Origin of the sequence: Cellulomonas fulva (assembly GCF_018531375.1) — a bacterium.
In the GTDB taxonomy this organism is placed as follows: Bacteria; Actinomycetota; Actinomycetes; order Actinomycetales; family Cellulomonadaceae; genus Cellulomonas; species Cellulomonas fulva.
Window position 1 is genome coordinate 264,974 of the sequence record NZ_JAHBOH010000001.1, and the last position, 20,187, is coordinate 285,160.

16 protein-coding genes, 1 tRNA gene and 1 pseudogene are annotated in these 20,187 nt (G+C 73.3%); 5 read left to right on the top strand and 13 right to left on the bottom strand.

All coding sequences use genetic code 11. The annotated features are described in order from the left end of the window. Positions 1–17: 17 nt before the first annotated feature. Positions 18–1,715 (top strand): GumC domain-containing protein, encoded by a 1,698-nt coding sequence (locus tag KIN34_RS01165; protein ID WP_214345893.1) that lies wholly within the window; start codon positions 18–20, stop codon positions 1,713–1,715. 18 nt (positions 1,716–1,733) lie between these two features. On the opposite strand, the gene KIN34_RS01170 is transcribed toward KIN34_RS01165, so the two are convergent. Beyond that, complete coding sequence (locus tag KIN34_RS01170) at positions 1,734–2,624, bottom strand: sulfotransferase family protein (protein ID WP_307858030.1); 891 nt, start codon at positions 2,622–2,624, stop codon at positions 1,734–1,736. Continuing rightward, positions 2,621–4,213: a lipopolysaccharide biosynthesis protein gene (locus KIN34_RS01175; protein WP_214345894.1), complete on the bottom strand. Its 1,593-nt coding sequence runs from the start codon at positions 4,211–4,213 to the stop codon at positions 2,621–2,623. Before KIN34_RS01175 ends, KIN34_RS01170 begins: the two co-directional genes overlap by 4 nt. Positions 4,214–4,341: 128 nt before the next feature. Here KIN34_RS01175 and KIN34_RS01180 point away from each other — a divergent pair, with 128 nt between their 5' ends. Next, positions 4,342–4,992: a hypothetical protein gene (locus tag KIN34_RS01180; RefSeq protein WP_214345895.1), complete on the top strand. Its 651-nt coding sequence runs from the start codon at positions 4,342–4,344 to the stop codon at positions 4,990–4,992. Between the two features lie 20 nt (positions 4,993–5,012). Here KIN34_RS01180 and KIN34_RS01185 read toward each other — a convergent pair whose 3' ends face one another. The 9 genes from KIN34_RS01185 to KIN34_RS01225 all read right to left on the bottom strand — a co-directional run bounded on the left by KIN34_RS01185 (position 5,013) and on the right by KIN34_RS01225 (position 16,453). Next, positions 5,013–6,671, bottom strand: a complete 1,659-nt coding sequence (locus KIN34_RS01185; RefSeq protein WP_214345896.1) for a glycoside hydrolase family 26 protein — start codon at positions 6,669–6,671, stop codon at positions 5,013–5,015. Between the two features lie 315 nt (positions 6,672–6,986). After that, entirely contained in the window at positions 6,987–8,516 is a 1,530-nt protein-coding gene (locus KIN34_RS01190; protein WP_214345897.1) for a sugar transferase, read from the bottom strand. Between the two features lie 160 nt (positions 8,517–8,676). Further along, a complete protein-coding gene (pth, locus tag KIN34_RS01195; protein ID WP_214345898.1) occupies positions 8,677–9,297 on the bottom strand; it encodes an aminoacyl-tRNA hydrolase in 621 nt (206 codons plus the stop codon). 121 nt (positions 9,298–9,418) lie between these two features. Next, entirely contained in the window at positions 9,419–10,015 is a 597-nt protein-coding gene (locus KIN34_RS01200) for a 50S ribosomal protein L25/general stress protein Ctc (protein WP_214345899.1), read from the bottom strand. Between the two features lie 355 nt (positions 10,016–10,370). Next, on the bottom strand, positions 10,371–11,357 hold the full coding sequence (locus KIN34_RS01205; protein WP_214345900.1) for a ribose-phosphate diphosphokinase: 987 nt from the start codon (positions 11,355–11,357) through the stop codon (positions 10,371–10,373). Next, positions 11,357–12,967, bottom strand: coding sequence for a bifunctional UDP-N-acetylglucosamine diphosphorylase/glucosamine-1-phosphate N-acetyltransferase GlmU (gene glmU, locus KIN34_RS01210; protein ID WP_237689017.1), 1,611 nt, complete (start codon positions 12,965–12,967; stop codon positions 11,357–11,359). The genes KIN34_RS01205 and glmU overlap by 1 nt, the downstream gene beginning before the upstream one ends. Positions 12,968–13,360: 393 nt before the next feature. Then, a tRNA-Gln gene (locus KIN34_RS01215) sits at positions 13,361–13,435 on the bottom strand. Positions 13,436–13,517: 82 nt separating this feature from the next. Further along, positions 13,518–14,000, bottom strand: a complete 483-nt coding sequence (locus KIN34_RS01220; protein WP_214345902.1) for a hypothetical protein — start codon at positions 13,998–14,000, stop codon at positions 13,518–13,520. After that, positions 13,997–16,453, bottom strand: coding sequence for a molybdopterin oxidoreductase family protein (locus KIN34_RS01225; protein WP_214345903.1), 2,457 nt, complete (start codon positions 16,451–16,453; stop codon positions 13,997–13,999). The genes KIN34_RS01220 and KIN34_RS01225 overlap by 4 nt, the downstream gene beginning before the upstream one ends. A gap of 182 nt (positions 16,454–16,635) precedes the next feature. Here KIN34_RS01225 and rnhA point away from each other — a divergent pair, with 182 nt between their 5' ends. The 3 genes from rnhA to KIN34_RS01240 all read left to right on the top strand — a co-directional run bounded on the left by rnhA (position 16,636) and on the right by KIN34_RS01240 (position 18,330). After that, on the top strand, positions 16,636–17,064 hold the full coding sequence (gene rnhA, locus KIN34_RS01230) for a ribonuclease HI (RefSeq protein ID WP_214351620.1): 429 nt from the start codon (positions 16,636–16,638) through the stop codon (positions 17,062–17,064). A gap of 81 nt (positions 17,065–17,145) precedes the next feature. Further along, the gene (locus KIN34_RS01235; protein WP_214345904.1) at positions 17,146–17,784 is read left to right on the top strand and encodes a TetR/AcrR family transcriptional regulator; all 639 of its coding nucleotides are present in this window, start codon (positions 17,146–17,148) and stop codon (positions 17,782–17,784) included. A gap of 36 nt (positions 17,785–17,820) precedes the next feature. Further along, positions 17,821–18,330, top strand: a complete 510-nt coding sequence (locus tag KIN34_RS01240; RefSeq protein ID WP_214345905.1) for a MarR family winged helix-turn-helix transcriptional regulator — start codon at positions 17,821–17,823, stop codon at positions 18,328–18,330. A 24-nt stretch (positions 18,331–18,354) separates the two neighbouring features. Here KIN34_RS01240 and KIN34_RS01245 read toward each other — a convergent pair whose 3' ends face one another. Both KIN34_RS01245 and KIN34_RS17460 read right to left on the bottom strand, forming a co-directional pair. Continuing rightward, on the bottom strand, positions 18,355–19,713 hold the full coding sequence (locus tag KIN34_RS01245) for an ABC-F family ATP-binding cassette domain-containing protein (protein ID WP_372449548.1): 1,359 nt from the start codon (positions 19,711–19,713) through the stop codon (positions 18,355–18,357). Then, positions 19,699–20,181, bottom strand: a pseudogene (locus tag KIN34_RS17460) (ATP-binding cassette domain-containing protein); the annotation flags it as partial. The gene KIN34_RS01245 and the pseudogene KIN34_RS17460, both read right to left, overlap by 15 nt. Positions 20,182–20,187 lie beyond the last annotated feature (6 nt).

Sequence of the window (20,187 nt, forward strand, 5' to 3'; positions counted from 1 at the left end):
GCCATCCGGAGAGGCTGATGAGCACAGAGGAGACGCCCGGCGTCGACGTCCGCGAGTACGGGCGCGTCGTGCTGCGCCGGTGGCGCGTCGTCCTGGCCTGCACCCTGCTCGGCGGCCTCGGCGCCGCGGCGTACCTGTACGTCACCCCCGTCGAGTCGACCGCGACGAGCGTCGTCAACCTGACGCTCATCACGTCCGACCCCTACGACACGAGCCGCAGCGCGGCAGGCCTGGTCGACATGCAGACGGAGGCGCAGACTGCCCAGTCCACGTCGGTCGCCATCCTGGCGGCCGGGCGGCTGGGCGACGGCACGACCCCCGAGGCGCTGCGCCGCTCCGTGACGGTGACCGCCATCGACTCCACGACCATCATGCGCGTCGCTGCGACCGACATCTCCCCGCAGCGAGCCCGCGCCCGCGCGGACGCCGTCGCCGAGTCCTTCCTCGCCTACCGCGCCCAGCAGGCTGGTGACCGCATCGACACCGTCGTCCGCCAGGGCGAGGCCCGCCTCGCGTCGCTGCGTGACGACCTCGCCGAGGCGAACGCCACGCTGCAGGACGCCGACCCGGCGAGCAACGAGGCGAGCCAGGCGGAGACGGACCGCCAGCTGATCACCCTCCAGATCAACGCCGTGCTCACCCGCACGAGCACGTTCGAGAGCATCGACACCAACGGCGGCACGATCCTGACCTCCGCCGAGTCCAACCGCGTCGTGACCGCACCGGACCGCACCAGGATCCTGGCGATGGGCGTGCTCGCCGGGCTCGGTCTCGGTCTGGTCGGCGCCTTCGTCCGTGACGCGTCGGACCGGCGCGTGCGCGTGGGCTCGGATCTCGCCCGGCTCGGCGCCGGCCCCGTCATCGGCCGGGTGCACCTCAAGGGCACGTCCCAGCCGGCGGTCGCCGCCACCGTCCGCGAGCACATCCTGGGCCACCACGCCGTGACCGACGGCACGGGGGTCGTCGCCGTGGTGCCCTGCGGCGCGACGAGCAGCCCCTGGGAGCTGGTCGGGGAGCTCGCCCGCTCGTTCGCCGACGCGGGAATCCGGGTGCGCGTGGTGGGAGCCGGCCCGCAGGCCGGTCCCCAGCTCGCTCGCGCGCTCCACCTCGAGGACGTCACCGAGGAGCCGGCCGAGGGGAGGCGGTCCCCCACCCAGCCGCTCGTGAGCCTGTGGTCGGCGGGAGGCGACGGCTGGCTCGGGCACGTGCGTGCGGACGCCGACGCGCACCGTTCGACCGACCTGGTGCTCCTCGTCGGGACGACCACGGTCTCCGAGGCGGACGTGATGTCGTTGAGCAGGATCAGTGACGCGCTCGTCCTGGTCGCGGCTGACCACGGGACCCGTCGCGCCACCATCGCGTCGGTGCTGGAGGCGGCGTCCCTCGGCGGGCGCCCGGTCATCGGGTCCGTCGTCGTCCCGTCGCGCCGCACACCGGCGCACGCCGTCCACGAGGTCGACGAGCGCGGCCACCCGGTCGCCGACGAGCACACCGCCGAGATCCTCCCCGAGGACACCGCGGTGCCGGCCGCAGGGCAGCAGGAGCCTGCGGCCGATGCGGACGCTGACGCGGAGGCGATGACCGACGCCGAGCGCCCGGTCGCACCCGGGGCGTCCGCGGGCTCGTCGCTCGACGACGCCGCGACGGATCAGGAGCCCACCGGCGAGGGCGCTGCGCCCGACGACGAGCGCACGCAGGTCTCCACGCCGTCCTGACCCGGGAGCGCGCGGACGTCACCAGCCCATCGGCCGGCCGAGGTACTCACCGAGCTCACGGTTGTGGGGCTCGTAATAGGCGGCCAGCTCGTCGGCGACCTCCTGCGGGGGCAGGTCGGACGTCCGCCAGGTCGAGTTGAAGCTCGACCGCGTCGCCATCGGGACGGACGGGATCCCGAGGAACGCGCAGACCTCGTCGAAGGTCGCCTGCGTGTCGCCGTACAGGTCCTCGGCCCGGATCACGAGCAGCTGCTCGCGGGGGAACGTCGCGTGCCAGTTCCGGATCTGGGGCAGGTACACGCCGCGTGACCGGTAGGAGTAGAAGTCGTAGGCCGCGCTGTAGTAGCCGGGGTCCTCGCGCATGCGGTCGAGCTCGCCGTCGAGGCGCTCGTCCTCGGCCTCGAGCGCGTCCGCGAAGGACAGCGCCTCGACGCCGTTCTGGACCCGCTCCTGGTAGTGGGACCACGCACGGCGGACCGGCTCACGGACCAGCATGATCGCCCGCACGTCGGGCGCCGCCGCCCGGACGCGCTCCGCGATGCGCGGGTCCCAGACGTAGAACGGGGAGGCCTCACCGCTCACCGGCCGGTAGCCGAGGGTGCGCGCGAGCCGGTTCCGGTACCTCTCGGTGTGGAAGTGCGACCGGTACCACGCGTCGCCGCGCGCCTGCTCCTTGAAGAAGTAGTCCGTCGTCTTGTTCCCGCGCATCGTCGGGAACATCGGCAGCACCCCTGGGTGCCGGACGAGGTAGTTGAACAGCGACGTGGTCCCGCCACGCTTGCACCCCACGATCAGCCAGTCCGGAGCCGGCCGGTCGCCGGCGGTCGCGACGGCGTACCGACGCGTGGCGGCGTTGGCCGAGTCCTTCATCCAGCGCGGCGCGGAGGTGCTGAGGGACGTGATGCTCACTGGTCTTCTCCTGACGGTCGAGCGGGTTCGGCGACCGGGGTCGGCGGTGCGGGGACGCGCGGGCTCCCTCGTCGGGCGAGGCCGACGAGGCCGTCGACCTCGAGCGGGCGGCGCAGCACGACCACCGCGGGGGCAGCGAGGGCCAGGCCAGCGCCCAGAGCGACGGCGAGACCGCCGAGCGAGTCGCCCAGCACCGCGCGACCGATCACGCCACCCGCGGCGAACGTCGCACCCCCGGCGGCGAGCGCGAGTGCCACCCGCCCCGCCTCGAGGCGGATGCCGACGAGCCGGCGGACCTGGACCGAGGCGAGCACCGCGTCGACGCACGTCGCGGCAGCCCACGCCATCGCGGCGCCGGCGATCCCTCCGTCGGGCACGAGGACCAGCAGACCGGCGAGCAGTACGACGAGCACGACGACCTTGTTCACGGCGACCCAGGCAGACCGTCCGCTCATGAGGAGCACCGACTGCACGTTGCCCGTGAGGAACGCGACGGATGCGCCGGCGCAGAGCCAGACGAGCGCCTCCCCGCCCGACCGGAAGGCCGGCCCGACCACGCCGAGCACCGCCTGCGGGAAGAGGGCGAGCAGCGCGTAGACCGGCGCGCTGAGCAGCACGATCCAGGCGGTCGTCCGTGCGTAGACCCGTTGCGCCGCAGCGGTGTCGCCGCGGTGCAGGGCGTCGCTGAACAGCGGTGCCACCACGACGCGCATCGACGTGCTCGGGATCGTTCCCGCGCTGACCAGGCGGGTGGCCGCTCCATAGACGCCGGCGGCGCCGGCGCCTGCGATCGCCCCGACGACCACCACGTCGACCCACTGCTGCGCCAGCTCGACGACGGAGGCGAAGGCACGCGGGGCCGAGAACCGGGTGATGCTCCTGCGGGTCGCGCGTGACGTCGTGCGTCGCGGGACGTGCTCGTCGGCGCCCACGACGCCGTCGCGACGCTCGAGCTCACGGACGCGGCGCCTCAGGACCAGGAGCACGGGAAGGAGCGCCACCGCGAGCGGAGCGGCCCACAGCGCCGAGGCGAGCACGGAGCCGGCGCCGACCGCCGCGACGAGGAGGACGAGCAGGGGCCGGACGCCGGGGACGGCGACGCTGCCGATGAGCACGAACGGCCGCACGCTCGAGAGCCCTCTCGTCGCCGCGAGGCCGATGGTCGCCGAGACCGCGAAGGGCAGGAGCCAGGCGGTCGCCAGGAGCGCGCGCCGCAGGTCCGGGTCCAGGCCGGTCCAGGCCGTGACCGCCACGACCGCCGCCGCGGCGAGCGCGAGGCCCGCGACGAACCCGGAGCCGAGGATCAGGGCGAGAACCGGGCGGATCTCGTGCGGGTCCTCCCGCCGAAGGCGAGGGAGCAACCACACCGCGCAGGTGTCGAGGCCGAGCTTGGCGATCGCCACGCCGATCGAGAACAGCCCGATGACCTGGACGACCACGCCCGTGCCGTGCGCGCCGAGGGTCCTACCAAGGGCGATCGTGAGCAGGAAGCCGGCCACCGCGCTGAACGTCGCACCGATGAACGTCAGGCCGGAGGCGCCTGCGAGCGCCCGCGCCTCACGTACGTCGGACGGGCGCGTCGAGGTCACCAGATTCACCCTCCCGGGAGGCGTCAGCGAGGTACAAACCTACCCAGAATGGGATACCCGCATCGATGCCCCGAGCGGGTGGAATGTCGACGCGGCCCGGACCGCGCCGCACGACGGACGAGGTGGAGATGCGACGATCACGAGTGCTGACGGCGGGCGCGGCCTGCGTCGCAGCGCTGGGCATCGCCTGGGCGGTGGCCGCAGCCGGGTCGGACGAGCCGCCGACCGCGACCGCGCCCACGAGCACGCAGGAGGCGCCGCAGTCGCCGTCGTCCGAGCCGTCTCCTGCGCCGACGGCGTCGTCACCCTCGCCCTCGCCGACACCGCGCGCGTCCGCGGCTGCTCTTCCCTCGCCGGTCCGTGGCGCGCTGAAGAAGGACGGCGACGCCGACGACGTCGTGGCGCCGTTCCTTGACGGCGAGGCGCTGGCACGGTCCTCACCCGACGACGACACCGACCTGGACTCGGTCGCGACCGGCGTCGCCTTGTCCGACCTCGCCGCCGAGGCCGCAGACCTCGCCGAGCGAGGCGTGACGCAGGAAGGTCGACCGGTCGTCGTCTCCGCCACCGTGACCGAGGTGGACATGGCGGGCAAGCCGCCCACAGCCGTCGTCGCCCTGTGTCTCGACTACGCCGACGTGGATCTGGTGGCCGAGGACGGCACGTCCATGGTCGACCCGTCAGCGTCCACGCGCGCCGCCTCGATCCTCGAGCTGGTCCAGCAGGACGGCGCGTGGCTGGTGTCGCGGCGGACGTTCCCCGACGACCCGAGCTGCTAGCCCGGGTCGTCGGGTCCGTCTCAGCCGGTGACGAACGCGCCCCAGGCGCGCTGGGAGTACACGTCGTCGAGGCGCCAGTTCCCCGCGTTCGTCGACTGGAAGTAGGTCGCGAACACCGCGTCGTTGGCCTTCAGATAGGCGCCGACCGACGTCAGCCACGCCGCCCGGGCGCGGCCGTCGTCACCCGGGACCAGGCGGCTGCCCGTCTCGGCGATCGCGAACGGCTTGCCCGCCTCACGGGACGCCTTCACCGGATTCGCGAAGATCGACGCCGCCGAGGCGTAGAAGTCACGCGTGGGGTCGGAGGCACCGTTGTACGGGTCCCACGCCATCACGTCGATGACGTCGTCACCGGGGTAGTACGTCGTCCACGACCGCTTCGACACGGGCTCCGCGGTGTATCCGGTCAGGATCAGCGTGGCGTACATGTTCGGCTTGCAGAACTCCTTCTCGAAGCCGGCGATGCGCTTCCACGCCGCGCGGTACTGCGCCTCGGTGAAGGTGCCGTTCGCGATGAGCGGCTCAGGCTCGTGGATGTAGGACCAGTAGACGACCTGGTCATCCGGGGCGTCGCGGAAGAACGCCCGCAGCTGGGCGTCGTACGTCCCGGCCAGGACCTCCTTCGGGTCCGGGCGGAAGGAGACGATCACCGTGCGGTCGGAGGTCACCCGCGAGCGCAGCGAGCTCCAGGACGAGGGCAGACCCGGGTCGAAGACGCGGACGGCGCCGATCTTGCCGAAGGCCTTGTCGACCTCGGACAACGAGGCGTCGGGCGTGATGCCGCTCGTGGAGATGCTCGAGCCGAACTCGGTCGGGCCGTCCGGCACCGCGGCCGTGCACCTGCCGGGCGTCGGGCTCGGCGACGGCGTGGGCGACGCGGTCGGCTTCGGCGACGAGGTCGGCGTGGGGCTCGGCGAGGAGGTCGGCGTGGGCGACGACGTCGGAGAGGCGGTCGGCGAGCTGGTCGGGCTGGGCGACGTGGTCGGCCTCGGCGACGTGGTCGGCTTCGGCGACGACGTCGCAGTGGGCGAGGACGTCGGCGCGGTCGTCGTGGGCGCCGGGGTGGACGTCACGACCCGCATCGAGACGTCGTCCACGCGCAGCCCGTTGCCGTTCGGGACATTCCAGCCCAGGACGTTCAGGTCGAGCGACGCCCCCGAGCGCTGGGCGGTGAACGCAAGGGTCACCGTCCGCCAGCCGGTGGTCTTGAGGTTGAAGCTCGTCGCGTGCGTGACCGCCGTGCCGTTCGCGACCTCGCGGACACGCAGCTGGCCGTTCACGCCCACCTTGACAGGCTTGACCGCGGCCGTGACCACGTAGGACGTTCCAGCGACCGTGGAGCCGACGGTGTTCTTGACGTCGTTCAGGACGATCGTGGTCGGCGTGCGGGTGGACGTGACCTGCGCCCGTGGGTCGTCGTCGCCGACGACCATGCCGATGGACAGCCTCTGCGTCGTCGCCCCGGACGTGCGCCACCCGGCGACGCCCTGGCTGAACGAGCCGTTCACAACGAGCTCGGGCGACTGGGTCGCGGCGGCCGCGCTGTCCAGACTCTGAGCGACGGCGATGCTTCCCGCGACGGCGAGCGCGGCGACCGAGGCGACGAGGCGCACGCCGGTCCGGCTGCCGTCGCCGAGGGGACTTCTGCGGCGGACCGCACTCTCCTGGTGTCGAGCCATGGGGGGGACTACCTTCCGACGTTCACCCATCCAGTCGGTCCGTATATCGGTCCGAACCGGAACGTTCTGTCACGTTGTTATGCGATCGTGACCTTTCCGCCGGGGAGACTAGCCCATTCGGGTGAAGTTGGACAAAGGTACAGGTAACCGCCATGTTTCGGATGTATAGGGTCCTGAGGCAACTCGGGCGGAATCGGGCACCGGGGTCATGACGCGGGACCGAGGCCATACGCACGACAGACCGCTCGGCCGAACCCGTGAGGGATCGACCGAGCGGTCTGTCGTGGGCGGACGGACGGGCGTCAGCCCGGGCTCTCAGTAGGCCCCGGAGGCCTTGAGCACCGCACGTCCCGTCTTCCAGAGAATCAGCAGGTCCATCGAGACGGACCAGTTGTCGACATACCGCAGATCGAGCCGGACCGACTCGTCCCAGCTCAGGTCCGCACGCCCGCTGACCTGCCACAACCCGGTCAGTCCGGGCTTCACGCGGAGGCGCCGGTGGACCTGGTCCTCGTACGCGTCGACCTCGCACTCGAGGGGAGGACGCGGTCCGACGAGGGACATGTCCCCGCGCACGACGTTCCACAGCTGGGGCAGCTCATCGATCGAGAATCGACGCAGGATCCGCCCGACGGGCGTGACGCGCGGGTCGTGCTTCATCTTGAACATGAGGCCGTCACGGTCGCTCTGGTCCGCCAGCTCGGCACGGCGCCGGTCGGCGTCGACGAACATGGTGCGGAGCTTCCACATGGTGAAGCGCTCGCCGTCCACGCCCACGCGCGTCTGCCGGTAGAAGGCCGGGCCCTCCGAGGTAGCCCTGATGAGGAGCGCCGCGAGCGCGACGATCGGCGCCACCGCCAGCGCGATGATCGTCGCGAGGACGACGTCGATCACCGACTTCGCGACGAGCCGCGGTCGCGGGCTGTCGACCTCCACCTCGAGCAACGACAGGCCGGCGGTGGGCCGCACGGTCAGCCGCGGGGCGGCGACCTCGATGAGGTCCGGCGCGACGACGAGGTGCGTGCCGGCCCGGCCGAGCGCCCAGGACAGCCGGCGCAGCGCGGCGCCGGAGATCGAGGTCCCGGTGACGATGACGACCTCGGCGGCGTGGTCGGCGGCGACCTGCACCACGTCGGCGACCCCGCCGAGGATCGGCGCGTCGGCGATCTGGTCCGAGTCGTCGATCGCGGCGCTGCAGACGCCCTCGACCCGGTACCCGTGATGCGGCGCGCCGGTCAGGTCCCGGATCACACGGGCGGCGGGTGCGGCGTCGCCGACGACGATCGTGGTCATCATCGACTCGCCCGCCCGGCGTCGCCGGTGCAGGAGCTGGCGTCGCCGGTGCCGGACGGCCGCGGACGACAGGGCGAGCAGGGGCACGCCCACCAGGACGGCGAGGCGCGGCACGGCGGCGCCGACGAGGTAGCCGAGGACCATGAGCAGGACGGCCGAGGTCAGGGCGGCCCGCCCCACGGCCTGGAACTCCGCGGGACCGTCGCCCAGCGACGCCGCGCGGTAGCCGTGGAACGCGCCGACGAGCCCGACGAAGACGAGCGCGCCGACGACGGCGAGGCCGAAGGCGGTCGCGGGCGCGAAGGTCGGGGCCAGCGCGGCGACGCCCATGCCTAGTGCGAGCACGAAGTCGACGGACAGCGCGACCTCCGCGTAGCGGTGGCCCCGGCTGCGCCACGTGCGGGCCTCGAGCTCGGGGTTCGAGTTGAACCGCGTGCGCCGGGCCACGAACGGCTGCGGGGACGCCCAGGACCGCCGAGGCTCGATCGCACGCCCACGACGCTCCGCGTCGTCCGAGTGCGGCACTGAGGCGTGGTCCGCGGTCAGCGTCATCGAGCCCTCCCCCGTCGTCCGATCTGGACTGATGTCCCGGTCAGGGACACAGGGGACGTTAGCCGTCCGACTGATACCAGACAGTACCTTTCGTCCGATTTCACCCGCCTTGTGCGACTTTCATCCCTCTAGCGAGTGAACGGCAGACGAACTGCGCAGGTCAGGGCTTCGTGTGGAACCGCTGCTGGGCGGCCTCCAGACCCTCCAGGACCACGGCCTCGACCGCGTCCGCGGCGTGGTCCAGCAGCCAGGGGAGCTCCTTGAGCTCGGGCTTCGCGAAGTCCTTGAGCACGAAGTCGGCCGGGTCCTGCCGGCCGGGCGGCCGCCCGATGCCCACGCGCACCCGGACGTAGTCCTTGGTGCCGAGCGCCTTGGTGGTGTCGCGCAGGCCGTTGTGGCCGCCCTCGCCGCCACCCCGCTTCAGCCGGACGTCGGCGAAGGGGATGTCGAGCTCGTCGTGCACCATGACGACGCGCTCCGGGCCGACGTCGTAGTACCGGGCCAGCGCCGCGACCGGCCCGCCGGACACGTTCATGTACGTCGTGGGCTTGGCGAGCACCACGCGCGGTCCGGGCGCTCCCCCGGGCAGGACGCCGAGGCGCGCCTCCGCGACGGCCGCCTGCGGACGCCGGGACAGCAGCCCCGACGCGCGGGCACCGAACGTCGCGCCGGTGCGGCGCGCGAGCTCGTCGAGCACCATCTGCCCGACGTTGTGCCGGTTGCCGGCGTACTGCGGCCCGGGGTTGCCGAGGCCGACGACGAGCCACGGTCCGTCGGTCACGGCGGTCCTCCAGAAGCGGGCGAGGGGTGGGTGGGAGGGCCCGGACGCACGAGCGCCCGGCACCGCACGTGACGGTACCGGGCGCCGGTGTCGATCCGGTGGATCAGGCAGCGGGTGAGGCTCAGGCCTCGGCGGGCGCGGCCTCGTCGGACTCCGTGGTCTCGCCCATGTCCTCGGCAGAGACGCGCGGGGTCGAGATCGCGACGAGCACGAGCTCGGGGTCGCCGGACAGCGACGAGCCCTGGGGGAGCGTGACCTCGCCGGCCTTGACGCTCGCGCCGTCCTCGAGACCCGTGATGTCGACCTCGACGGCCTCGGGCAGGTGCGTGGCCTCGGCGTCGAGCGCCAGCGTCTGCGTCTCGACGACGTGGATGGTGCCGGGGGCGGACTCGCCGACGACCGTGACGGGGACCTCGACGGAGACCGTCTCGCCCTTCTTCACGATCAGCAGGTCGACGTGCTCGATGATGTTCTTGACCGGCTCGCGCTGGACGTCCTTGGCGAGCGCGAGGACGGGCTTGCCGTCGATCTGGATCTCGAACAGCGCGTTCGCGTGCTTGACCGCGAGCATCGTCTCGTGGCCCGGGAGGGCGACGTGGACGGGCTCCGTGCCGTGCCCGTACAGGACGGCGGGGATCTGGCCGGCACGGCGCAGGCGACGAGCGGCGCCCTTGCCGAACTCGGTGCGGGCGGTGGCGGCGAGCTTGACCTCGGACACAGTGACTCCAGTGGTGCAGGGCGCCTGGTGGCGCGACGTACATGAGAGGCGTACAGGAAGCGGCGCGGGGCCGGTGGTCTCACGGGGAGACGGGCTTTCGGTACGGGTCCGACGAGCGGGCCCGGTGCCTCGACGCGGGGCGCAGGACGGGCGTCACGCAATCGCGGAGGCGCTCGCCCAGTCGATCACGGACTGCGGGCGGTGCTGGACCGTCCGACGTCCCTCGCCGAGGCAACCTGAGGATCCTACAGGCTCACCCCGACGAGCCCGAATCGGACAGCACGCTCGTCGGACCGCCGGACGCGCGCCGGCGGACCGCCGGACGGCTGACGGAAGGCCGGCCGACGGACGCGCGTCAGGCGTTGCCGTCGAACAGGCTGGTGACGGACCCGTCGTCGAACACCTCGCGGATCGCGCGCGCGATCAGCGGCGCGATCGACAGGACCGTGAGCAGCTCGAACCGCTTGTCCTCCTCGATCGGCAGCGTGTCGGTGATGACGACCTCCCGCACACCGCAGTGCTGCAGGCGGTCCACGGCAGGGTCGGACAGGATGCCGTGCGTCGCGGCGACGATGACGTCCTTGGCGCCGGCCTCCTTGAGCACGCGCACGGCCTCGGAGATCGTGCCAGCCGTGTCGATCAGGTCGTCGACCAGCACGCACGAGCGACCCTCGACGTCACCGACGACCCGGTTGGCGACGGCCTTGTTGGCCGTGCGCACGTCGCGCGTCTTGTGCACGAACGCCAGCGGACCGCCGCCGAGCTTCGCGGCCCACTGCTCGGCCACGCGGATGCGGCCGGCGTCGGGCGAGACCACCGTGACGTTGGTGAGGTCGACGCGGGAGCGGACGTAGTCGACCAGGATCGGCATGGCCCACAGGTGGTCCACCGGTCCGTCGAAGAAGCCCTGGATCTGCGCGGTGTGCAGGTCGACCGACATGATCCGGTCCGCGCCCGCGGTCTTGAACAGGTCCGCCAGCAGACGCGCCGAGATCGGCTCGCGCCCGCGGCTCTTCTTGTCCTGCCGCGCGTACCCGTAGAACGGCGCCACGACCGTGATCGTCTTGGCCGAGGCGCGCTTGAGCGCGTCGACCATGAGCAGCTGCTCCATGATCCACTGGTTGATCACGGGCGACGCGTGGGACTGCAGCACGAAGGCGTCGGCACCGCGCACGGACTCCCCGAACCGCGTGTAGATCTCGCCGTTGGCGAAGTCGTAGGCGGTGGTGGGAACCAGCTCGATGCCGAGCTCGCCCGCCACGGACTCCGCGAGCTCGGGGTGCGCCCGGCCCGACACCACGACCAGGCGCTTCTCGCCGTCCTGGGAGACGATCCCCGTCATCACGCGTCCTTCGAGTCGGTGGAGCCGGATCCGGAACCGCGCTCCGGCTCGGACAGGTGGGCCGGCTGGTCCGGCAGCGAGGGGGGCGGCGTCACGGGGATGCCGCGCGCGGCCGTCGCGGCCCGCTGCAGCTCGGCGCGCGCCTGCGGCGACAGCTCGTCGGACGGCGTGGGGCCGCCGGCACGCTGTGCGGCCTGCGCCGCGGGCGTGCCCGCGCGGGACCGCACGACCCAGCCCTCGATGTTGCGCTGCGCGCCCGCGCTGACGCCGAGCGCGCCCGCGGGCACGTCGCGGCGGATCACGGAGCCCGCACCGGTGTACGCGCCGTCGCCGACCGTGACGGGAGCGACGAACATGTTGTCCGCGCCCGTGCGCGCGTGCGAGCCGATCGTCGTGCGGTGCTTGTTCACGCCGTCGTAGTTCACGGTGACGGAGGCGGCACCGACGTTGGAGTGGTCCCCGATCGTCGCGTCGCCGATGTAGGACAGGTGCGGGACCTTGGAGCCCTCGCCGATCTGCGCGTTCTTGGTCTCGACGAACGTGCCGATCTTGCCCTTGCGACCCAGGACCGTGCCGGGGCGCAGGTACGCGTACGGGCCGACGCTCGCCTTCTCGCCGATCACGGCCAGGCTGCCGTGCGTGCGCGTCACGGTCGCGCCCGGGCCGACCTCGACGTCGGTGAGCGTGGTGTCCGGCCCCACGGTCGCGCCGCTGCGGACCACGGTCGCGCCGTGCAGCTGCGTGCCCGGCAGGAGGGTGACGTCCTGCTCGAGCTCGACGTCGACGTCCACCCACGTGGTCGCCGGGTCGACCACGGTGACGCCCTCGCGCATCCAGTCCTCGAGCAGGCGGCGGTTGAGCTCCGCGCGCAGCGCCGAGAGCTGCACCCGGTCGTTCACGCCCTCGACGACGAACGGGTCCTCGGTGCGCAGCGCGCGGACGTGCCCGCCGTCGCCCCGCGCGATCGCCAGCACGTCCGTGAGGTAGACCTCGCCCTGCGCGTTGTCCCGGCCGAGCCGGCCGAGCGCGCCGCGCAGCACGCCGGCGTCGAACACGTAGATGGAGGAGTTGATCTCGCGGATCTCACGCTGCTCGTCGGACGCGTCCTTGTGCTCGACGATCCCGAGCACGTCACCCGTGCCCGGCTCCCGCAGGATGCGCCCGTAGCCGGTCGCGTCCTGGAGCTCGGTGGTGAGCACCGTGACGGCGTTGCCGTCCGCGTGGTGCGCCGCGAGCAGCTCGCCCAGCGTCCCGGCGTCCAGGAGGGGCACGTCGCCCGCGATCACGACGACCGCGCCCTCGACGAGCACGCCCGAGGCCGACCCGGCCTCCCCCGGCTGGTCCAGCGCGACGACGGCACCGGCCTGCGCGGCTGCGTCGAGGCGCGTCATCGCCACCTGCACCGCGCGGCCCGTGCCCGGGATCGCGTCCTGGTCCGCGAGCAGCGCGTCCGGCGCGATCTCGGCGACGTGCGCCGCGACCTTCTCGCGCTCGTGCCGGATCACCACGACGACGCGGCCCGGCTCGAGCGCCTGGGCCGACGCCAGCGCGTGGCCGAGCATGCTGCGGCCGGCCAGGGTGTGCAGGACCTTGGGTGTCGCCGAGCGCATCCGCGTTCCCTCGCCTGCGGCGAGGACGATGACGGCGGCTGGGCGGGGGGTCGTCACCTGTGGGTGCTCCTCGCGGGTGTGCCCGACGAGCCGGGCGGCGGAACCGTACGCGCCTCGCACTCTACCGCCGCATCCTCGCCCCACCCGCCGTCCGGCAGGAGTGCCCGCTCACACCACCGCAGGCTCGCCGGACGCGCTGCCCGCCCGTCCGACGACGTCCGACGACGTCGACCCGGGACCCGACCGGGTGAAAACGGGGCCCCTCCACCGGGACATGTCCACCCAGAACGGGCACGTCCCCGCCAGAGTGGCGAGGTCGTCACGCTCCCCGCGGTCCGCGCGGGCTCGGAGCGGGTTCTCGTCACCGACCGGTCGGGAGCCGGCGGTGCCGGCTGGCTCCGCCCCCAGGATTCGAACCCGGACCTCGAGGCACCAAAGGCCTGTGTGCTGCCGTTACACCAGGGCGGACCGGCTCGTCGCGCGACGAGGCGGCCGGCTCAGTCTGCCAGCACCGTGCGGCCGGCCAGGCGGCGGGGACGCCAGCGCGTCGTCAGCTGACCAGGACCTGCGTCGCGGACTCCTTGAGCTTGCCGTTCGCCCAGCGGACCTGGCGCAGCGTCTCGGCGTGGCAGCGCCCGGTCAGCTCCACGAGCTCGCGGTGCTTGAGCCCCTGGGCGGCCTGCGCCACGAGCTCCCAGTCCACAGAGACGCCCGAGGCCATGAGGTAGACCTCGCGCAGGTCGCGCAGCAGCTCGAGGCCGGGCGCGGCACGCCGCCCGACGAGCTCGCTGCCCTTGTCCCGCAGCCGCGCCACGAGGCTGCTCTCGGTCGCGGCGTCCGGGTCGAGGTCCTCGTCGTAGTCGCGGGCGATGCGGGCGATCTCCCGGACGTGGTCCTGGGACCACACGGCCAGGTCGCGCGCGACGTAGAAGATCTCGTGGTCGACCGCGTGACGGTCGGAGACGCGCAGCAGCTCCGAGGCGAGGTCCCCCTCGTCGCGGTGCAGCTCACGCAGTGCCAGCCCGATCCTCATCGCGCACCTCCCCCGACCTGCTCGTCGGCCAGCGCGGCCGGTCCGCCCCGCGTGGGCGGGACGCCGGCGGCGACCGGTGCGGAGCCCGTCGTCGTCGGGGCGGCCGACGGGCGGCCGTCCGCCGGGGCGACCTTCCGGATCGCGGCCGCGGCCGTCTTGAAGACCGGCTGCTTGGACGCCGGGTCCCACTCGGTGATCGTCAGCTCGTTGGCGGCGCGGCCGGGCTCGTCGCCGTCGGGGGCGCCCGGGGTGTCCCAGTACCCGTAGTGGAACGGCAGGAACAGCACCCCGGGGCGGATGCCGCCCACGCGCACGCGCGCCTCGACCCGGCCGCGCGGCGTGCTGACCTCCGCCAGGTCGCCCTCCACGAGCCCGAGCGCCTGCGCGTCCGGTGCGCTGACCTCGACCCAGACCTCCGGGGCCGCGGCCTGCAGCTGCGGGGAACGGCCCGTCTTGGTCCGGGTGTGGAAGTGGTAGAGCGTGCGACCCGTGGTGAGCTGCAGCGGGAACTCCTCGCTGGGGAGCTCGTGCGGCGGCACGTACTGCGCCGCCTTGATGACCGCCTTGCCGGTGGGGTTGAGCGCCCGGTACTCCGTCTCCTCGACCGGGGCACCGGTCAGCAGGTCGCGGCCGTAGCTCTCGCAGACGTCGGGGTGGGCCCAGAACGAGCCGTCGGCGTACAGGCGCTCGGTGCCGTCGGGCTGCTCGTCGCCGCAGGGCCACTGGATGCCGCTGCCGCCGCGCAGCCGGTCGTAGGTGATCCCGGTGTAGTCGCAGGGCCGCCCGCGCGTGCACTCCTTCCACGCCTCGAACGCGGACTCCGGGTCGTGCCACCGGACCAGCGGCCCGCCGTCCTTGTCCTTCAGCCCCATGCGCTGCGCGAAGTCGACGAAGATCTCGAGGTCGGCCCGCGCCTCGCCGGGCGGCTCCACGGCCTTCTCCGAGAGGTGGACCGTGCGGTCGGTGTTGGTGAACGTCCCCGTCTTCTCCGCCCACGTCGCGGCCGGCAGGACCACGTCCGCGAGCTGTGCGGTCTCCGTCAGGAACAGGTCCTGCACGACGAGGAAGAGCCGCTCCTGCGAGAGCACCGAGCGGATCCGACGCAGCTCCGGCAGCGAGACCGCCGGGTTGGTCCCGCTCACCCACAGCAGCCGGATCGAGCCGTCCTCGACGTAGCGGACCATCTGCATCGCGTGCGTCGGCGGCGAGTAGTGCGGGATGTCCATCGGGTCGATGTTCCACACGCGCGCCAGGTCGGCGACGTGCTCGTCGTTCGACCAGTTCCGGAACCCGGCGAGGTCGCCGTCCGCGCCGCACTCGCGGGTGTTCTCGGCCGTGGGCTGGCCGTTCATCTGCAGCAGCCCGCACCCCGGCCGGCCCAGCATGCCGCGCACCAGGTGCAGGTTGTTGACCTGGACCGCGGCCGCCGTCGCCTGGTGCGACTGGTAGAAGCCCTGCAGCACGGTCGAGGTCAGCCGCTGCGCCGTGCCCAGGAGCCGCGCCGCCTCCCGCAGCCGGTCCTCGGGGACGTCGCAGATCCGTGCGACGACCTCCGGCGGGAACTCGGCGACCCGCTGCGCGAGCTCGTCGTACCCGACCGTGTGCGCCGCGACGTACTCCTGGTCCACCCAGCCGTGGCGCACGATCTCGTGCAGCAGGCCGTTCATGAGCGCGACGTTGGTGCCCGGCCGCGGGGCCAGGTGCACGGTCGCGGCGCGCGCCACGGGGGTCAGGCGGGGGTCGACGCACACCACCGCGGGCGGGTCCTCGCCCGCGAGGCGGTCCAGCACGCGCATCCACGAGACCGACTGGGTCTCGGCCATGTTGTTGCCGAACAGCGCGATGACGTCCGCGTGGTCGATGTCCGCGAGCGTCCCGGGCTGCCCGTCGCACGCGAAGGACTCCTTGAGCGCCGCCGCGGCCGTCGCCGTGCACAGCCGCGTGTTGCCGTCCACGTGGTTGGTCCCGATGCCGCCGTGGCCGATCACGCCGAGCGTGTAGTACTCCTCGGCGAACAGCTGGCCGCTGGTGTAGAAGCCGACCGCGCTCGGCCCCTGCTCCTCGAGCAGCGCCCGGGTCCGCGCGACCACCAGGTCCATCGCGGTGTCCCAGTCGGTCTCCACGAGCTCGCCGTCGCGCCGCACCAGGGGACGCGTCAGGCGGTCCGACGAGGCGTTGGCCTGCCACCCGTACAGGTCCTTCACCCCGAGGCGCCCGTGGTTCACCCGGTCCTGCGCGCGCCCGCGCACGCCGACCACCCGGCCGTCCTTGACCGCGACGTCGAGCGCGTCGCCGTTGGAGTGCAGGATCGAGGCGCTCTGCGCCCACCGCTCGACCTCGTGCGGCTCGACCCCGTCCGCGAGGAACGAGTCGACCCGCATCGGCCACGTGGTGCCCGGCGCGTACGGCGTGCGCGTCCCCCACGGCTCGGCGATCCGGTCTGTCGCGCTCATGCTGCTCTCCCCACCTCGGATGCCGGCCGCGCGGCGACGCCCTCGTCGGTCCGACTCCGCCACCGAACCGCCGGTTCCCGGGTCCCGCAAGCCGAGCGACGCGCCCGCCGGGCGGGCGTCGAGGGGCGTCGGCGCGGCAGCCTAGGGTGACGGTCGTGACGAGCGACGCGCCTGCCGTGGAGATGTGGACCGACGGAGCCTGCAAGGGCAACCCCGGGGTCGGTGGCTGGGGCGCGTGGATGCGGTTCGGCGGCCACGAGCGCGAGCTGTTCGGCGGGTCCCCGCACACGACGAACAACCAGATGGAGCTCACGGCCGTGATCGAGGGGCTGCGCGCGCTGAACCAGCCGTGCTCGGTGACGCTCCACGTCGACTCCACCTACGTCATGAACGGGCTGACCAAGTGGCTGCCCGGGTGGAAGCGCAACGGCTGGCGCACCGCCGACAAGAAGCCGGTGAAGAACCAGGACCTGTGGATGGCCCTCGACACCGAGGTCGCGCGCCACGCGATCCGCTGGGTGTGGGTCAAGGGCCACGCCGGGGACCCGGGCAACGAGCGCGCGGACGCGCTGGCGAACAAGGGCGTCGACGCGGTGCGCGCCGGACGCTGATACCGGACGTCGGGCCCGCGGCCCGCGTGCGCACGGCATGATGGGCGCGTGGCGGACGGCAAGCGGGCACCCAGGTCGAGGATGACCGGGGTCCAGCGGCGCGCCCAGCTGCTCGACGTCTCGCGCCGGCTGTTCGCCGAGAAGGGCTTCGAGGGCACGTCGGTCGAGGAGATCGCGGCGCGCGCCGAGGTCTCCAAGCCGGTGGTCTACGAGCACTTCGGCGGCAAGGAGGGCGTGTACGCGGTCGTCGTGGACCGCGAGATCCAGGCCCTGACCGGCGCGCTCACCGGTGCGCTGGAGGGCGGCGGTCACCCCAAGGTGCTGGTCGAGCGGACCGCGCTCGCGCTGCTGACGTACATCGAGACGTCCGAGGACGGCTTCCGCATCCTGGTCCGCGACTCCCCCGTCGCCCAGGCGACCGGGACGTTCTCGAGCCTGATCGGCGACGTCGCCACGCAGGTCGAGCACCTGCTCGCGGACCAGTTCAAGAAGCAGGGTCAGGACCCCAAGACGGCGCCGATGTACGCGCAGATGCTCGTCGGGATGGTCGCGCTGACGGGCCAGTGGTGGCTCGACGCGCGCCGCCCCGGCAAGTCCGACGTCGCGGCCCACCTGGTGAACCTCGCCTGGAACGGGCTCTCGGGCCTCGAGCGGCGGCCCACGCTCACCAAGGAGCCGGTCGACAGGCCGGCCGACGAGACCGAGCCACGCCGGGGCTGAGCCGTCGAGATTCTCGACGTCGAGTAATCTCGCGTCATGGCGGACACCGGCGCGCACGACGAGGTCGACCGCATCGTCGCCGCGTGGCACCGCGAGCGCCCGGACCTGGACATCCGCCCGCTCGAGGTGCTGTCCCGCGTCAGCCGGCTCGCGCGGCACCTGGACCTGGCCCGCCGCGGCGCGTTCAGCCGGCACGACCTGGAGACCTGGGAGTTCGACGTGCTCTCGGCGCTGCGGCGCGCGGGGGCGCCCTACCGGCTGTCGCCCGGTGCGCTGCTGACCCTCACGCTCGTGACCTCCGGGACCATGACCAACCGGATCGACCGGCTGGAGAGCAAGGGCCTGGTGGAGCGGCAGCCCTCGCCCGACGACCGGCGCGGCGTCCTGGTCCAGCTCACCGACGCCGGCCGTGCCCGTGTCGACGCCGCGTTCGCCGATCTCCTGGACACCGAGCGGACGCTCCTGGGCGACCTCCCCGAGCCGGACCGCACGGCCCTGGTCGACCTGCTGCGCCAGGTCCTGTCCCCCTTCGACACGCCCCACTGACCGCCCGCGTCGGGTGGCCGGGCGTCACTCGGCGAGCTCGGCCGCTTCCAGCCAGGCCAGCTCGAGGTCCTCGCGCTCCGCGGCCAGCGCCCGCAGGTCCGCGTCGAGGCGCGTGATCGCCTCGTGGTCGGTGGCCTGCGCCGCCATCTGGTCGTGGAGGCCCTTCTCGAGGTCGGCGATCTTGGCCAGGCGGCGCTCGATGCGCGTGACCTCCTTGCGTGCCGCGCGCACGTCCGCGGCGGAGCGCACGGGCTCGGGCGGCGTGCCCGCACCGGCCGCCGCGGTCTCGTCGGGCACGTGCGTGCGCGCACCGGCACCGGAGCCAGCACCTGCACCGGCACCCGAGAGCGCGGCCCGGCGCAGCGCCAGGTACTCCTCGACGCCGCCCGGGAGGTCGCGCAGGTGGCCGTCCCCCAGGAGCGCGAGCTGGCGGTCGCAGACGCGCTCGAGCAGGTAGCGGTCGTGCGAGACGACGATCAACGTGCCCGGCCAGCCGTCGAGCAGGTCCTCGAGGGCCGCGAGCGTGTCGGTGTCGAGGTCGTTGGTGGGCTCGTCGAGCAGCAGCACGTTGGGCTCGCCGACGAGCAGGCGCAGCAGCGACAGGCGCCGCCGCTCGCCGCCGGACAGGTCGCGCACCGGCGTGCGGGCCCGGTCCTTGGTGAAGCCCAGGCGCTCGACGAGCTGGCTCGCGGTCAGCTCCTTGCCGCCGACGACGACCGAGCGCTTCTCCGCCTCGACGACCTCGACGACGCGCAGGTCCGCGACCTCGTCGAGGTCCTCGACGTCCTGCCGCAGCTCCGCGACGCGGATGGTCTTGCCACGCTTGACCCGGCCGGCGTCGGGCGCGAGGCGGCCGGACAGCAGCCGCAGCAGGCTCGTCTTGCCCGCGCCGTTGACGCCTACGAGGCCGAACCGGTCCCCGGGGCCGATCCGCCACGTCACGTCGTCGAGCAGCGTGCGCCCGCCCAGGGCGAGCGTGACGTCCTCGACGTCCAGCACGTCCTTGCCGAGCCGCGCGGTGGCCATGCGGGTGAGCTCGAGGTTGTCGCGCGGCGGCGGCTCGTCGGCGATGAGCGCCGAGGCCGCGTCGAGGCGGAACTTGGGCTTGGACGTGCGCGCGGGCGCGCCGCGGCGCAGCCACGCGAGCTCCTTGCGCAGCAGGTTCTGCCGCTTCTCCTCCGTCACCGAGGCGGTGCGGGCGCGCTCGGCCCGCGCCAGCACGTACGCGGCGTAGCCGCCGTCGTACTGGTCCACCACCCCGTCGTGCACCTCCCAGGTCCGGGTGCAGACCGCGTCGAGGAACCAGCGGTCGTGCGTCACGACGACGAGCGCGCCGTTGCCGCGGCCGAACCGCTGGACCAGGTGCTCGGCGAGCCAGGCCACGCCCTCGACGTCCAGGTGGTTCGTCGGCTCGTCGAGGACCAGCACCTCGTCGTCCCGCACCAGCAGCGCCGCGAGCGCGACGCGGCGGCGCTGCCCCCCGGACAGGGTGGTGAGGTCGGCGCCCAGGTCGACGTCCGGCAGCAGGCCGTCGTGGACCGCGCGGATCCGGGCGTCGGAGGCCCACTCGTGCGCGTCCGCGCTGCCGTGGACCGCGTCGAGGACCGTCCCGCCGCCCAGCTCGTCGCGCTGGTCCAGCATCGCCAGGCGCGTGCCGCCCGCGCGCGTCACCCGTCCGTCGTCGGCCTCCTGCGTCCCGGCCAGGACGCGCAGCAGCGTGGACTTGCCGGCGCCGTTGGGGCCGACGACGCCGATGCGCTGGCCGTCGTCGAGGCCGAGGCTGACCCCGTCGAGCAGGACGCGGGTGCCGAGCGCCAGGGAGACGCGGTCCGCGCCGAGCAGGTGAGCCATGAGGAC

Coding starts and splice junctions, on each gene's coding strand:
- KIN34_RS01165 (WP_214345893.1), top strand. CDS start 18: ATGAGCACAGAGGAGACGCCCGGCGTCGACGTCCGCGAGTACGGGCGC.
- KIN34_RS01180 (WP_214345895.1), top strand. CDS start 4,342: ATGCGACGATCACGAGTGCTGACGGCGGGCGCGGCCTGCGTCGCAGCG.
- KIN34_RS01185 (WP_214345896.1), bottom strand. CDS start 6,671: ATGGCTCGACACCAGGAGAGTGCGGTCCGCCGCAGAAGTCCCCTCGGC.
- KIN34_RS01190 (WP_214345897.1), bottom strand. CDS start 8,516: ATGACGCTGACCGCGGACCACGCCTCAGTGCCGCACTCGGACGACGCG.
- KIN34_RS01205 (WP_214345900.1), bottom strand. CDS start 11,357: ATGACGGGGATCGTCTCCCAGGACGGCGAGAAGCGCCTGGTCGTGGTG.
- glmU (WP_237689017.1), bottom strand. CDS start 12,967: ATGCGCTCGGCGACACCCAAGGTCCTGCACACCCTGGCCGGCCGCAGC.
- KIN34_RS01220 (WP_214345902.1), bottom strand. CDS start 14,000: ATGAGGATCGGGCTGGCACTGCGTGAGCTGCACCGCGACGAGGGGGAC.
- KIN34_RS01225 (WP_214345903.1), bottom strand. CDS start 16,453: ATGAGCGCGACAGACCGGATCGCCGAGCCGTGGGGGACGCGCACGCCG.
- rnhA (WP_214351620.1), top strand. CDS start 16,636: ATGTGGACCGACGGAGCCTGCAAGGGCAACCCCGGGGTCGGTGGCTGG.
- KIN34_RS01235 (WP_214345904.1), top strand. CDS start 17,146: ATGACCGGGGTCCAGCGGCGCGCCCAGCTGCTCGACGTCTCGCGCCGG.
- KIN34_RS01240 (WP_214345905.1), top strand. CDS start 17,821: ATGGCGGACACCGGCGCGCACGACGAGGTCGACCGCATCGTCGCCGCG.